The organism is Rheinheimera tilapiae, assembly GCF_042432165.1.
Taxonomy (GTDB): domain Bacteria; phylum Pseudomonadota; class Gammaproteobacteria; order Enterobacterales; family Alteromonadaceae; genus Pararheinheimera; species Pararheinheimera tilapiae.
This window is the reverse complement of sequence record NZ_JBHLXP010000003.1, coordinates 687133-700698: the sequence shown is the minus strand read 5'-3', so window position 1 is coordinate 700698 and position 13566 is coordinate 687133. Positions and strand designations below refer to the sequence as shown.

General features: G+C 54.4%; 12 protein-coding genes. 5 read left to right on the top strand and 7 right to left on the bottom strand.

Annotation, left to right across the window (positions count from 1 at the left end; all coding sequences use genetic code 11):
* The first annotated feature begins 86 nt into the window (after window positions 1-86).
* Window positions 87-977, top strand: coding sequence for an EamA family transporter RarD (gene rarD / locus ACFFJP_RS14005; protein ID WP_377245168.1), 891 nt, complete (start codon window positions 87-89; stop codon window positions 975-977).
* A 4-nt stretch (window positions 978-981) separates the two neighbouring features.
* Here the strand turns inward: rarD and ACFFJP_RS14000 are convergent, their stop codons facing one another.
* Window positions 982-2244 carry an NAD(P)/FAD-dependent oxidoreductase gene (locus ACFFJP_RS14000; protein ID WP_377245165.1) on the bottom strand — a complete coding sequence of 421 codons (1263 nt, stop codon included), beginning with the start codon at window positions 2242-2244 and terminating at the stop codon, window positions 982-984.
* 117 nt (window positions 2245-2361) lie between these two features.
* Between ACFFJP_RS14000 and dapA the strand changes: the two genes are divergently transcribed.
* The 3 genes from dapA to ACFFJP_RS13985 are packed head-to-tail and all read left to right on the top strand — an operon-like array spanning window position 2362 to window position 5913.
* Window positions 2362-3333: a 4-hydroxy-tetrahydrodipicolinate synthase gene (gene dapA / locus ACFFJP_RS13995; RefSeq protein ID WP_377245162.1), complete on the top strand. Its 972-nt coding sequence runs from the start codon at window positions 2362-2364 to the stop codon at window positions 3331-3333.
* Window positions 3334-3373: 40 nt separating this feature from the next.
* The gene (locus tag ACFFJP_RS13990) at window positions 3374-4375 is read left to right on the top strand and encodes a 4-hydroxyproline epimerase (RefSeq protein ID WP_377245159.1); all 1002 of its coding nucleotides are present in this window, start codon (window positions 3374-3376) and stop codon (window positions 4373-4375) included.
* A complete protein-coding gene (locus tag ACFFJP_RS13985; protein ID WP_377245156.1) occupies window positions 4375-5913 on the top strand; it encodes an aldehyde dehydrogenase (NADP(+)) in 1539 nt (512 codons plus the stop codon). The genes ACFFJP_RS13990 and ACFFJP_RS13985 overlap by 1 nt, the downstream gene beginning before the upstream one ends.
* A 75-nt stretch (window positions 5914-5988) precedes the next feature.
* Here the strand turns inward: ACFFJP_RS13985 and fusA are convergent, their stop codons facing one another.
* Both fusA and ACFFJP_RS13975 read right to left on the bottom strand, forming a co-directional pair.
* A complete protein-coding gene (fusA, locus tag ACFFJP_RS13980) occupies window positions 5989-8094 on the bottom strand; it encodes an elongation factor G (RefSeq protein ID WP_446686831.1) in 2106 nt (701 codons plus the stop codon).
* Between the two features lie 181 nt (window positions 8095-8275).
* Window positions 8276-8941, bottom strand: coding sequence for a GntR family transcriptional regulator (locus ACFFJP_RS13975; RefSeq protein WP_377245152.1), 666 nt, complete (start codon window positions 8939-8941; stop codon window positions 8276-8278).
* A gap of 172 nt (window positions 8942-9113) precedes the next feature.
* Here ACFFJP_RS13975 and ACFFJP_RS13970 point away from each other — a divergent pair, with 172 nt between their 5' ends.
* A complete protein-coding gene (locus tag ACFFJP_RS13970; RefSeq protein WP_377245149.1) occupies window positions 9114-9377 on the top strand; it encodes a hypothetical protein in 264 nt (87 codons plus the stop codon).
* Here the strand turns inward: ACFFJP_RS13970 and recG are convergent, their stop codons facing one another.
* The 4 genes from recG to ridA form a co-directional block, all read right to left on the bottom strand.
* A complete protein-coding gene (gene recG, locus ACFFJP_RS13965; RefSeq protein WP_377245146.1) occupies window positions 9378-11483 on the bottom strand; it encodes an ATP-dependent DNA helicase RecG in 2106 nt (701 codons plus the stop codon).
* A gap of 78 nt (window positions 11484-11561) precedes the next feature.
* Complete coding sequence (locus ACFFJP_RS13960; protein WP_377245143.1) at window positions 11562-12329, bottom strand: substrate-binding periplasmic protein; 768 nt, start codon at window positions 12327-12329, stop codon at window positions 11562-11564.
* A gap of 30 nt (window positions 12330-12359) precedes the next feature.
* Window positions 12360-13106 carry a substrate-binding periplasmic protein gene (locus ACFFJP_RS13955; protein WP_377245140.1) on the bottom strand — a complete coding sequence of 249 codons (747 nt, stop codon included), beginning with the start codon at window positions 13104-13106 and terminating at the stop codon, window positions 12360-12362.
* 62 nt (window positions 13107-13168) lie between these two features.
* Complete coding sequence (gene ridA, locus ACFFJP_RS13950) at window positions 13169-13561, bottom strand: deaminase RidA (protein WP_377245137.1); 393 nt, start codon at window positions 13559-13561, stop codon at window positions 13169-13171.
* Between the last annotated feature and the right edge of the window lie 5 nt (window positions 13562-13566).

Sequence of the window (13566 nt, the reverse complement as noted above, 5' to 3'; positions counted from 1 at the left end):
TGACATCCGCTAAAATGCCTGCTTTGCCGGCCCGCCGTTTTATATCGGATAATTCAGCGCAGGGCGGGTGCAAGGCGAACCTCCGAATGTCACTGACACGCGAACAAAAAATCGGCGGCGCTTTTGCGGCGACCGCTTATACCCTCTGGGGCATAGCTCCTCTCTATTTCAAACAGATCGACGAAGTACCGGCACTGGAAATTCTGCTGCATCGGATTGTCTGGTCTTTCCTGTTACTGGCCATTGTGCTGACGCTGTTGCAGCAATGGCCGAAAGTGGCTGCAGTGTTAAGGCAACCCAAAATGGTGGCTGCGATGCTGGGAACCGCGTTGCTGCTGGCCGGCAACTGGGGATTGTTTATCTGGGCCGTCAACAATCAGCATATGCTCGACGCCAGTCTTGGTTATTACATCAATCCGCTGCTGAATGTGCTGCTGGGCATGGTATTTCTCGGCGAGCGGCTGCGGCCACTGCAGTGGACCGCGGTAGCGCTGGCGTTTGGTGGTGTGGTGTTGCAGTTGATCCATTTTGGCTCTTTGCCATGGATCGCCTTAGTGCTGGCCGGCAGTTTTGCGTTGTATGGCCTGTTCCGGAAAAAACTTGCGACCGATGCCATCAGCGGGCTGTTTATTGAATCGCTGCTGCTGCTGCCATTGGCGCTGTGTTATTGGTGGCAGTTTGCTGACAGTCCTTATGCCAATCTGGCGCAAAATCCACTCAGTCTGAATCTGTGGTTAGTGGCCGCCGGTGTGGTGACCACAGTGCCACTGCTGTGTTTTATCGCGGCGGCGAAACGGCTGCAGCTGTCAACGATGGGTTTTTTCCAGTACATAGGCCCGAGTTTTATGTTTGTCTTTGGCGTGTTTCTGTACAACGAGGCGTTGGATCCAAGCAAGCTGCTGACCTTTGGTTTTATCTGGGCCGCTTTAGGCCTGTATTCATTCGACGCCTGGCGGCATTTGCGCCGCCCGCGCTGAATGCTTAGAACCGGTTAATGCGGTAGGGCGTGACCGCTACCGCCGGCTTGTCCCCCCGGATGGTGGCCAGCAATATCTCCGCACTACAGGCCGCCCAGGTTAGCCCCAGATGCTGATGGCCGAAGTTGTAAAATACACCCGGGTGCTTCGGACAAGCGCCAAGCACCGGTAATGAATCCGGTAACGACGGCCGGTTACCCGCCCAGGGTTCAGCCTGCGGATCGGCAGCCGTTGGTTCGGCCAGCAGTTGATTGGCGTGGCGCAATAACACTTTGGCGCGGCGGTAATCCGGTTTGCTGTTGCGGCCGGCAAACTCGACAGTACCCGCCAGGCGAAGTCCCTGCAGCATTGGCGTCATAATGAACTTGCGTTCCAGCGAACTAACCGGGCATTGCAGCGGCCGGCTTTGTGTCATCAGATGATAACCACGTTCCGCTTCCAGCGGCACTTTCCAGCCCAGTTGCCGGCACAGCTGATGCGACCAGGCGCCGGCGCTAATCACCAGCTGTGGCGTGCGGATTTGCTGTGCCATTTGACCGCTGTAGCCAGCAGCCGTACCTTCGGCCAGATCTAACATATAGCCATCCGCGTGCGCTCTGATGCGGCGTACTTCATGTTGGCGAAACTCACCGCCAAGCGCCTGAAATTTGGCAAATAACCGCATGCATAGTGCATATGGATCAACCGTATGCGCCACATCGGGGAATTCGATCGCGCCTTGTACTTTGCGACTGAGGGTTGGCTCGCGGGCCATTAACGCGGCTTGTTCCAGCCAGCGCACTGACACACCAGCCTGCTGATATTGGCTGAAAGTCGCTGCCAGTTTTTTCAGGCTGACTTGTTCGGACACCAGTAGCGCGCCGCGATATTGCACCAGATCCTCGGCCTGCGTCACCGCCAGTAACCGTTGCCACGCTGGCAGTGCCTGCTGATTTAACGCACTGAGCGCTTGCTGCAATGCCTGTTGCCGGCCAGGTGCGACGTTGGCGACGAAGCGCAGCAACCACGGCAGCGCACGCAGCAAATAACCAGCGCGTAAGCGCAGCGGCCCGGTCGGATTTAATAACATGATGGGTAATTGTCGCAGTACGGCAAAAGATGCCAACGGGAACACCTGTTCCGTCGCAAAATGACCGGCATTGCCGCTGGAACAACCGGCAGCTGGCCCGTCTTTGTCGATGAGAGTAACCTGATAACCGGCTTGTTGCAGTTGTACTGCAGTCGCGAGGCCAACGACGCCTGCGCCTATCACACTGATGAGTTGCATCTGTTGTTCTGTCCCTCTTATTCCCAGAGTATATTTTGCTTGATTGATAAGATTGTATACAATATCCTAAAATCAAGTTCGAACGTCAATGCAATTTCAATTACAGGGGATGGGTCTATGCCCACTACAACTAACACAACAACTTCATCTACCCAGCGTAGCCCATTCAGCGTGAATTGGGCCGGGGTATTTCCGGCGATTTCAACGCAGTTTCATGCGGATGGCAGCATTAACTTTGCCGAAAATCAGCGGATGCTGGAGCAACTGATCGCCGATGGCATCGACGGGATCATCGCGCTTGGCACCATCGGCGAGAATGCTTCGCTCAGCGCCGCAGAAAAGCGTGAATTTCTGCAGCACACGGTGCGGACCGTCGCCGGCCGGATCCCGGTGATCGCCGGCTGTACAGAACATAGTGCCACAGATGCGGTGGTCTATGTGCAGGATGCGCAACAAATCGGCGTGGATGGCATTATGTTGTTGCCGGCCGTGGTCTATCGCGGCACCGATCGTGAAGTGCTGGTGCACTATCAGACCGTCGCGCGCGCGACAACTTTACCGATTATGATTTACAACAATCCGGTCAGTTATGGTGTTGATATCAACCTGCAGATGACGGCGATTCTGGCGGAAGAGCCGAACATTGTCGCGATTAAAGAATCGACCACTGATACACGTCGCATCACTGAGTTGCAAAGCCGCTTCGGTGACAGATTCGTGATTTTCTGTGGCGTCGACGATATTGCGCTGGAGTCGGTGCTGCTCGGTGCAACGGGCTGGATCTCCGGTTTGACCAACGTCTTCCCGCGCGAGTCTGTCACTTTGTTTGCGTTGGCCCGTGCCGGTTACTTAAAAGAAGCGCGCGAAATTTATCGCTGGTTTATGCCGTTGCTGCGCCTCGATACGATCCCGACGCTGGTGCAATGCATCAAATTCGCTGAGCAATTGGTCGGACGCGGCAGTGAGCAGGTGCGCTTGCCACGGCTGACGTTAATCGGTGATGAGCGCGCTTATGTGGAAAAAGTGCTGGCAGAGGCGCTCGCGAGCCGGCCGGATCTGAGCCATTATCAGCGTCTGCTGCAGCAATAATTCATCATCTGGCCGGCTGCGGTCAAACAGGAGCATACCGATGCTGAAAGGCACCTTTTTTTGTATCGACGCCCATACTTGCGGCAATCCGGTGCGGCTGGTCACCAGCGGCCATCCGCAGCTGAACGGCCAGACTATGAGTGAGAAACGGCTGGATTTTCTGGCCAGATTTGACTGGATCCGCCAGGCGCTAATGTTCGAGCCGCGTGGCCATGCCATGATGTCCGGCGCATTTTTATACCCGCCATGCAGCGCCAATGCCGATGCATCGGTGCTGTTTATCGAAACCAGTGGCTGTCTGCCGATGTGTGGGCACGGCACCATTGGCACTGTGACGGCAGCACTGGAAGCGGGGCTGCTGCAGCCTAAAGTGCCGGGTCAGCTGGTGCTGGATGTGCCGGCCGGGCAAGTGCAGGTCACTTTTCAACGTGACGGCGACAAGGTGACTTCGGTGAAGATCCGTAACGTCGCGTCTTTTCTTGCGATTAAAGATGGTGAGATTGAAGTGCCGGGCTTAGGCCAGATCCGCTTTGACGTGGCCTATGGCGGCAACTTCTATTTGATTGTCGAGCCACAGGCGAATTTCCCTGGTCTGGAGCATTGGACCGCCGCCGATGTGCTGCGTTATAGCCCGTTAGTACGCACTATCGCCAATCAGCATTATTCCTGTGTGCATCCGCTCGATGCCAGTATTCAGGGCATCAGCCATGTGCAATGGACCGGCAAACCGAAGACACCAGGCTCAGATGCCGCTAATGCGGTGTTCTATGGCGACGGGGCAATTGACCGTTCCCCTTGTGGCACCGGTACCAGCGCGCGGATGGCGCAACTGTATGCACGGGGCCAGCTGAAAGTCGGTGACCGTTTTGTCCATGAAAGCATTATCGGCAGCCAGTTCACCGGTGTGGTCGAGGCCGCAACTGAAGTGGCGGGTCTGCCGGCGATGATCCCGTCTATCGCCGGTTGGGCGCAGGTGTATGGCGCCAACCAGATCCGCGTTGATGATGCGGATCCTTATGCTTTTGGTTTTGAGGTACGTTAATGAATACTTTTACCCACATGCTGCGCGATCGCGATACGCCGTTTCATGCGCAGCACCTGATCGATGGGCGCTGGCAAGGTGAGGCTGATGTGGCATTTCACAGCTATGCACCGGCGCAGAATAGCGCACTGCCTTGGTATTTTCCGGAAGCTGGTCCGGCTGAATTAGCAGCGCTGACCGACAGCGCCGCGGCCGCCTTTAGTCAGTATCGTCACAGCAGCCGGGCGCAGCGGGCGGCGTTTTTACGCCAAATCGCGCTGGAAATTGAAGCGCTGGGAGCGGTATTAATTGACACGGTAATGGCGGAAACCGCCTTACCGCAGGCGCGGGTCGAAGGGGAACGCGGCCGCACCTGTGCGCAGTTGCGGCTGTTTGCCGCACTGCTGAATGAACCGGCAGACACTGTATATCAAAGTGCGCAACCGCAGCGCTTGCCGCTGCCGGGCCCGGAGCTACGGCTGGACGTTGTGCCGCTGGGGCCGGTGCTGGTGTTTGCCGCCAGTAATTTTCCACTGGCGTTTTCAGTGGCAGGTGGTGATACCGCCAGTGCATTGGCGGCGGGCTGCCCGGTCATTGTCAAAGCACATAATGCGCATCCGGCCACATCGGCACTGGTAGCGCAGGCGATTGATCGGGCGCGTCGTGACTGCGATTTGCCAGCTGGCGTGTTTCAGCTGGTATTTGCTCAGCAACATGCGTTTGCCGAGCAATTGTTACAACACCCGGTGGTCAAGGCAGTAGCCTTTACCGGTTCACAGCAACTGGGTTTGCATTTCCAACGGCTGATCCAACAGCGTGTTGTGCCGGTGCCTTTTTATGGCGAACTGGGTTCACAAAACCCGCTGTTTTTGTTGCCGGATCAGTTAGCGCAGCACGGCGATAGTTTCGCGGCCGCATTGGCGCAATCCGTGTTGCTCGGTAATGGGCAGTTCTGTACGCGGCCGGGCTTGGTCTTTGTGCCGGAACAGGCGGAAACCCCCGCGTTGTTGCAAACACTCGCAGCCAGTTTCAACGCGACTTCATCTGTCACGTTGCTGACGCCGAAAATTGCCGAGTCGTATCGGCATGGCTGTGCACTGTTAAAGGGCCTTGAAGGCGTCATGACTGTGGCGATGGGAAGTAGCGAAGTGGGCGAAGCGGGCTGTCAGGTATTACCGCGGCTGTTTGTCACGGACGTGGCGCTGTGGTCAGATTTACCACAGTTGCAGCAGGAGATTTTTGGCCCTGCAACTGTGTTAATCCGTTATCGCAGTCAGGCTGAGTTATTGACGATATTACCGAGCTTGCATGGTCAGCTGACGGCGACTGTCTATGGCACTGAACAGGATTTACGGACTCATGCGGCATTGGTGCAACAATTACCGGATCTGGCTGGCAGATTGATCTGCAATCAGATGCCGACCGGTGTCGAAGTCTGTGCGGCAATGCATCATGGCGGGCCATTTCCGGCCAGTACTGATCTGCGCTTTACTGCGGTTGGCACCGCAGCTTATCAGCGTTTTGTCCGACCTTTGTGCTGGCAGAATTTTGGCGCATAGCCTGCGTTGCTAAGTGTGAGCAAACCCAAATAAAAAGCCCCGCAATTGCGGGGCTTTTTCAAAGCAAAGCGCTAATTAGTTCTTAGCAGCGGCAGCTTTCTTTTCTTTCTCTTTAGCAATAACTGCTTCAGACACGTTCGCCGGGCATGGCGAGTAGTGAGAGAATTCCATAGAGAACTGACCACGACCAGAAGTCATAGTACGCAGTGTAGAGATATAACCGAACATCTCAGACAGCGGTACGTCGCCTTTGATCCGAACGCCAGTTACGCCAGCTTCTTGACCAGAGATCATGCCGCGACGACGGTTTAAGTCACCGATAACATCACCAACGTGGTCTTCTGGAGTGAACACGTCAACTTTCATGATTGGCTCTAACAGCTGAGCGCCAGCTTTAGGCATAGTTTGACGGAATGCGCCTTTTGCAGCGATTTCGAACGCGATGGCTGATGAGTCAACTGCGTGGAAACCACCGTCGAATACTTCAACTTCTACGTCTAACACTGGGAAGCCAGCCATAGTACCGGTTGACATCATGCTCTGGAAACCTTTCTCGATTGCAGGCATGAATTCTTTTGGTACGCTACCACCAACAACTGTTGATTTGAAAGTGAAGCCTGAGTTTTGCTCACCTGGACGAATGCGGTAGTCGATTTTACCGTATTGACCTGAACCACCAGATTGTTTCTTGTGCGTGTAGCTGTCTTCAACTTCACGAGTGATAGTTTCGCGGTAAGCAACCTGTGGTTGACCTACGACTAATTCAACACCGTAAGTACGTTTCAGGATGTCTACTTTGATATCTAAGTGCAGTTCACCCATGCCTTTGAGGATGGTTTCGCCTGAATCAACATCAGTTTCAACACGGAAAGTTGGATCTTCTGCAACCATCTTACCGATAGCGATACCCATTTTCTCAACTGAACCTTTGTCTTTTGGCGTGACAGAGATAGAGATAACTGGCTCTGGGAAGATCATTGGTTCTAAAGTACATTCTGCTTTAGGATCACACAGTGTGTGACCAGTTTGCGTGTTGTTCTTCAGACCTACTAACGCGATGATGTCACCGGCCTGAGCTGTAGTCAGGTCAGTACGGTCGTTCGCGTTCATCTCAACCATACGGCCGATACGCTCGGTTTTACCAGTGAATGAGTTCAGTAAGGTATCACCCTTGTTCAGAACACCAGAGTAAATACGGATAAAGGTCAGGGCGCCGAAACGGTCGTCCATGATTTTGAATGCCAGAGCGCGGAATGGCTCGTCTGCAGAAACGATAGCGTATTGGCCAGTTGGCGCGCCTTCTTCGTCAGTCAGTGGCTGTGGGTTTACTTCTGTTGGTGATGGCAGGTAATCAACAACTGCGTCTAACAGTAATTGCATACCTTTGTTTTTGAAGGCTGAACCACAGTAAGTTGGGAAGAATGCCAGTTCACGGGTACCTTTACGGATACAAGCTTTAACTTGTTCCACAGTTGGCATTTCGCCTTCCATGTACGCCATTAACAGGTCATCGTCCTGCTCAACAGCAGTTTCGATCAGCTGTTCACGGTACATAGCAACGTCATCCAGCATGTCAGCCGGGATATCAGTTACTTTGTAGTTTTCTGGCAGACCAGAGTCATCCCATACGTAAGCTTTTTCAGACAGCAGGTCAACCACACCAACGAAGGTATCTTCGCGGCCGATTGGCAGAGTCATGATTAATGGCTGTGCGCCCAGAACGTTTTTAACTTGCTCTGTTACGCGGATGAAGTCAGCACCGATACGGTCTAACTTGTTAACGAAGATCAGACGCGATACTTTCGCATCGTTGGCATAACGCCAGTTGGTTTCTGACTGAGGTTCAACACCGCCAGAACCACAGAATACACCGATACCACCATCCAGAACTTTCAGAGAACGGTAAACTTCAACGGTGAAGTCAACGTGACCCGGGGTATCGATAACGTTGAAACGGAAACCTTTCCAGAAACAGGTTACAGCGGCTGACTGGATTGTAATACCGCGCTCAGCTTCCTGAACCATGAAGTCGGTGGTAGATTCACCTTCGTGAACTTCACCTATCTTATGGATTTTACCGGTCAGTTTCAGGATACGTTCGGTAGTAGTGGTTTTGCCGGCATCAACGTGGGCGAAGATACCAATGTTTCTGTATAACGATAAATCTGCTGACATAGTCATCTCGATAAGCTAGGGTTTGAAAATAGGGCGACAATATACAGGAAAAGATCCGGTTTTGCCCGAAAAAAAAGCAGCGACCGTGTCGGATTCACAGATCTGTCGCAATTTACTGGCTGCACTGGTCAATATTTGGCAGTGCAGCCGTCTGAATGTGTTTTTGCTGCGACGCAGAATCGTCACATCAGCCCGCCTGCTGCAAACTCGCAACGATATTTTTCACTTCCTCAGCTGCGCCGAGAATATGCTGTTGCAGCAGGGAGCAGGCTGCGTCCACCTTGCCTTCCCGGCAATATTTTAGCAGGTCGCTATGTTCAGGATCTGCTTTTTGTACACCGCCTGCCAGCATCAGATGCACACGGATATAACGATCCGCAGTAGTCAGCAGTTGCTGCACCAGCTCAAAACTGAGCGGCCGGCCGGCAGCCCGGTACAAGGTCAAATGGAACTGGGTATTCAGCACGCTCCAGCAGCCGGAACTGTCTTGCTGCTGATAAGCGCTGGACATTTGCTGGCGCAACGATTCGGCGTCTGTCAGGTCCTGTGCAGTCAATAACGGAATAGCGCGGCGCAACAAATCCGTTTCCAGCATTGCGCGCAGCTCAAACAGTTCACAGACCTGGTCAGCCGACAAACGCGTAGCAGTTGCGCCTTTATGCGCTTCAAATTCAACCAATCCTTCAGCTTCAAGCTGCAATAAGGCTTCCCGGATCGGAATGCGGCTGACGTTCAGCTCTTCGGCTAGGGCGGCCTGGCGCAGCGGTGCACCGCCTTTGATTTCACCGGACAGAATTTTCTGCCGGATCACTTCCGCGACAACTTGGGTACGGGTTTTGTATTCGATACTCATCAGGGATCCGCTGTTTTTGGCTGGAACACAAAAAAATACAGTATACCAAGCAGATACGGTTTGGCGTCTATCAGTTTTCATCTGCCGGCGGCAGATTGTCTGCTGTGCTGCGGCGAACGGCAACTTTATGGCACAATCAGCACTGACCATACAGCTTTGCGGGATCAGGCAGATGAAATTATATATCGCAGTTGACATATCCGATGATGACGTGACTTTACAGGAAGTGACAGAACAATGCGGCTATGACCTGAAACACCCGGCAGTACACGATATCAGCGCACCTGAATTGGCACAGTACCACGGTGAAGACTGTCTGGTGCTGCGTTTACATCTGCAGCAGCCAATAGACGCTGTGCAACTGCTGGAAGAAGCGCAAGTGCTGATCTCGCATCCGTCGGTCGCAGCGGTACGCAAATTGTGGCTGGAGGCCTGATCAGGCCTGAGCATACAATTCACGATAACCGAGCCAACGCCGGATCAGTGCTTCGCTGCCGCGTGGATCTTGTTGCCATAGCTGCTTCGCTGCCTGTTGTGCTGCCGGAATAAAGTCTTGATCCCGGCTTAAATCAGCGATGCGATAACTAACCAGACCGGTCTGACGGGTACCGAGTAACTCACCGGGACCACGAATTTCTAAATCACGCTGCGCGATGACAAAACCGTCATTGCTGTCTCTGAGCACACTGAGGCGCGCTTGTGCAGTCGGCGATAACGGCGCGTGAAACAACAGCACACAATGCGATGCTGCGCTGCCCCGGCCGACCCGGCCCCTGAGCTGATGTAGCTGCGCCAGACCCAGCCGTTCCGGATTTTCAATGATCATCAGGCTGGCATTGGGGACATCGACGCCCACTTCGATCACGGTCGTGGCTACCAACAGTTGTAATTCGTTGCGTGCAAAGGCTTGCATCACCGCTTGTTTTTCGCTGCTTTTTAATCGGCCATGGACTAAACCAATCTTGAGTTCCGGCAGGGCGGCAGTCAGTTCGGTGGCGGTGATCTCAGCGGCCTGACATTGCAATGCATCGGATTCGTCGATCAGGGTACAGACCCAATAGGCTTGCCGGCCTTGTTCCAGTACGACTTGCTTGACCCGGCTGACCACTTCAGCACGGCGCGTATCCGGCACGGCGACTGTAGTGACCGGTGTGCGGCCCGGCGGCAGTTCGTCGATGACCGAGGTATCCAAATCGGCGTAGGCGGTCATCGCCAGCGTGCGTGGGATGGGCGTTGCGGTCATTACCAGCTGATGGGGTGCAAACCCCTGTACAGCACCTTTGGCGCGCAATTCAAGCCGCTGATGCACGCCAAAGCGATGTTGCTCATCGATGATAGCAAGTGCTAAGGCGGCAAACTGGACCTGTTGCTGAAATAACGCATGAGTACCAATCACCAGCTGCGCACTGCCATCGGCAATGGCCGCCAGTTCAGCGTCACGGGCCTTGCCTTTACTTTTACCGCCAAGCCAGGCGATTTGGATACCCAGTGGCTCCAGCCAGCGCCGGAAAGTGACGGCATGTTGTTCTGCCAACAGTTCGGTCGGCGCCATCAAGGCGACCTGGAAGCCGGCATGGATCACCGGCAAGGCGGATAAGGCCGCGACCAGCGTCTTGCCGGAACCTACATCACCTTGCACCAGTCGCAGCATAGGTTCAGTTTTAGCTAAATCGCGCTGAATATCGGCCAGGACCCGCTGTTGTGCGCCGGTGGGGCTGAATGGCAAACTGGCGAGTAATTGCGGCGTAAAGTGTGGATCTGCGCCAATAGCGCGGGCAGCTTGACCGCGCGACTGACTTCGTATCTGCAACATGCTGAGTTGCTGCGCGACCAGCTCTTCGAAAATCAGTCGTTGTTGTGCCGGATGCTGACCCAGCTCGAGGAGTTGCAACGAGGCATCCGGTGGCGGCCGGTGCAGGTAGAACAAAGCATCGCTGAGGCTCCAGGCTTGCCAGTGGCCAGCTTGCAGACTTTGCATGGCAAACAACGGCGCCAGATATTCTTCCGGCGCCGCGCGACGTAGTTCGACTAAGGCCTGTTCTGTCAGCGTGCGCCAGCTGCCCTGTTTTAGTCCTTCCGTGGTCGGGTACACCGGCGTTAGTGTTTCTGCAAGCTCAGGACCTGCATCATCTTTCATTACTTTGTATTCAGGATGTAGCATCTCGACGCCGCGCATGCCGCGTTTAATTTCGCCGAAGCAGCGCAATAGCACACCGGGCTCGACGGCATTTTTTTGCGCCGCGCTGAAGTGGAAAAACCGCAGCGTAATCGAACCACTACCGTCGCGCAGGACCACGACCCAACTGCGCCTTTTACCAAAGGTGATCTCACTGCTTTGCACCACGCCTTGCACGCTGACCTGTTGCGCCGGCCAGGTGTCCGCGATCGGACAGACGCGGGTGCGGTCTTCATACCGTAATGGCAGGTGGAACAAAATGTCCTGTACTGAATGCAGGCCCAGTTTTTCCAGCAAAGCAGCAGTTTTTGCACCCACACCTTTGAGGTGCACGATGGCAAGATTCGCGAGGGAGGTCCGGCTCAAATTCAGTCAGGTCCGCAGACAGTCATATGCCGCATCATAACGGAAAACCGGCAGGTTTTGCTGCGCATCAGGTGGTCTTCAATAAAAATGGGTTTTTTTCGCGTCGACCATTTTCTGCAATTCGGCGGTAAGCACCGGCCACAGGTCACGATGCGGACTGAGCCGAGACATGGCGAGATAGCTCTGCTGGCTGGGATCTGATGGCAATTGCCAGTCGTTTAATTTAAGCGTTTTAAAGCGCGGATTTTTCTGCAGTTCAAGCGCGGTGTAGTGCAAGGGTCCGGCGTACAATTCGGCCTGTTGGTATAGCAGCAGTGCCAGCGCGCTTTCCAGATCTTTCCCCCAGACCACCCGCATATGCAGCTCCTGCAATAGCTTCAGGAATGAGGGCGGGTACACTCGGTCCTTTGTCAGCACGACGATCCGGCCGCGCAGATCTTGCTGATTTTGCAGCTGCGGGCTGTGTGGCGCGACAAAAAAACTGGTCATCCGCACTTCATCAAATGGCGCCATCAAATACACAGCATTGCGCGTTTCGGTGAACACCAGCCCCATCATCAAATCAGTTTTGCCTTGTTCCAGTAACTTCAGACAACGGCTGCTTGGCGTGGGAGGGCTGAACGTCAGGGTAAAACCGCTGGCAGTGGCCAGTTCCTGCATCATATCGACCATAGGCCCTGTCGGCTGTTGACCGGGTAAATAGCTGTGGCGGGGCGGCAGATGGTGCAGGCACCATTGCAAGGTCGGTTTGGCGCGATCTGCGGCTAAAGCTACGTCATCGGCTGCGCGGACTGGCAAGCTGCTCCACAGCAACAAAAGCGCAATTAAGCCGAACCTTGCCGACATCTGCAACTCCCTGCGACCAGAGGCCTGCCCTTAGTTACCAACCAATATAGATAAATCGGTTTGAGCTGCATCCGGTGCATATAAGCGACTGACAGTTCCATCTGCCATCATCTCTGCAATTGTGCGTTCAATCACACCAGCCAGCTTTGCGTGACGGCTGTACCGCGAAAATCCGATATAAATAAACTGCGGTGTCGCTGTTTTCAGCATCAGCGGGGCGCGTTTAAACTTCAGATGTAATCTCGGTGTGTTGTATAGATAATCCAGCGAACTGAAACGCGGCACTATCAGACCATCCACCCGGCCTTTGGCTAACACATCAAAGCCTGCAGCGATGCTGGCGACTTCCACTTGGCGATGCGGCCCCAGATGACGGATCAGCGTCACCAGATCCGGATGATAGGCGTAGTTTCGCACAGTCGCCAGCGTCAGATGTTCAAGTTGACTGAGCTGATTGATGGTGCGTGGATCATCGCCGCGCTGGTACAACGACTCCGGGACGCGTTCGCTATAGGGAAACATCTGCATCAGTGCCTCGCGTTCCGGCGTTTTGTTCAGATTAGTCATCAGATCGGCTTCGCCGCTGGCCATTTGGCGGAAACAGCGGGCGACCGGCGTGCGCGGGCTAAATTCGATAGTAAACCCGGCGCGGCGCGCCAGTTCTTGCATCAGATCAACAGAAGCGCCGACCGGACGATCAGGGCGCTGGAATTCGTGAAAGCGCGGGAAATGGTCCAAACACCAGTACAACACCGGTTTGTCATCTGCTGCTTGCACAGCAGATGATAGCAGGACCGCGATAAAGCCCAGTGGCTGGCGCAGCCAGCGGTACAGACTGCTTAATTGGTTGATGGCAGCTCCATCACACCGTCAATTTCAATCTGAGCTGCGCGTGGCAGGGCGCTGACTTGCACTGCCGCACGCGCCGGATAAGGCTGGCTATAGTATTGCGCCATGATTTCGTTGACGGTGGCGAACTTGCTGAGGTCGGTCAGAAAGATATTCACCTTCACCATATCGTTGATGCTGCCGCCGGCGGCTTCACAGACCGCAGCCAAATTTTTAAATACCTGATGCGCCTGTTCGGCAAAATCTTCCGACACCAGCTGCATCGTCGCAGGCACCAGCGGAATTTGACCGCTCAGATAGACCGTCGTACCAATCTTGACCGCCTGAGAATAAGTGCCGATAGCGGCAGGGGCCTCGGCAGTGCTGATAATGACTTTAGACATGGTAG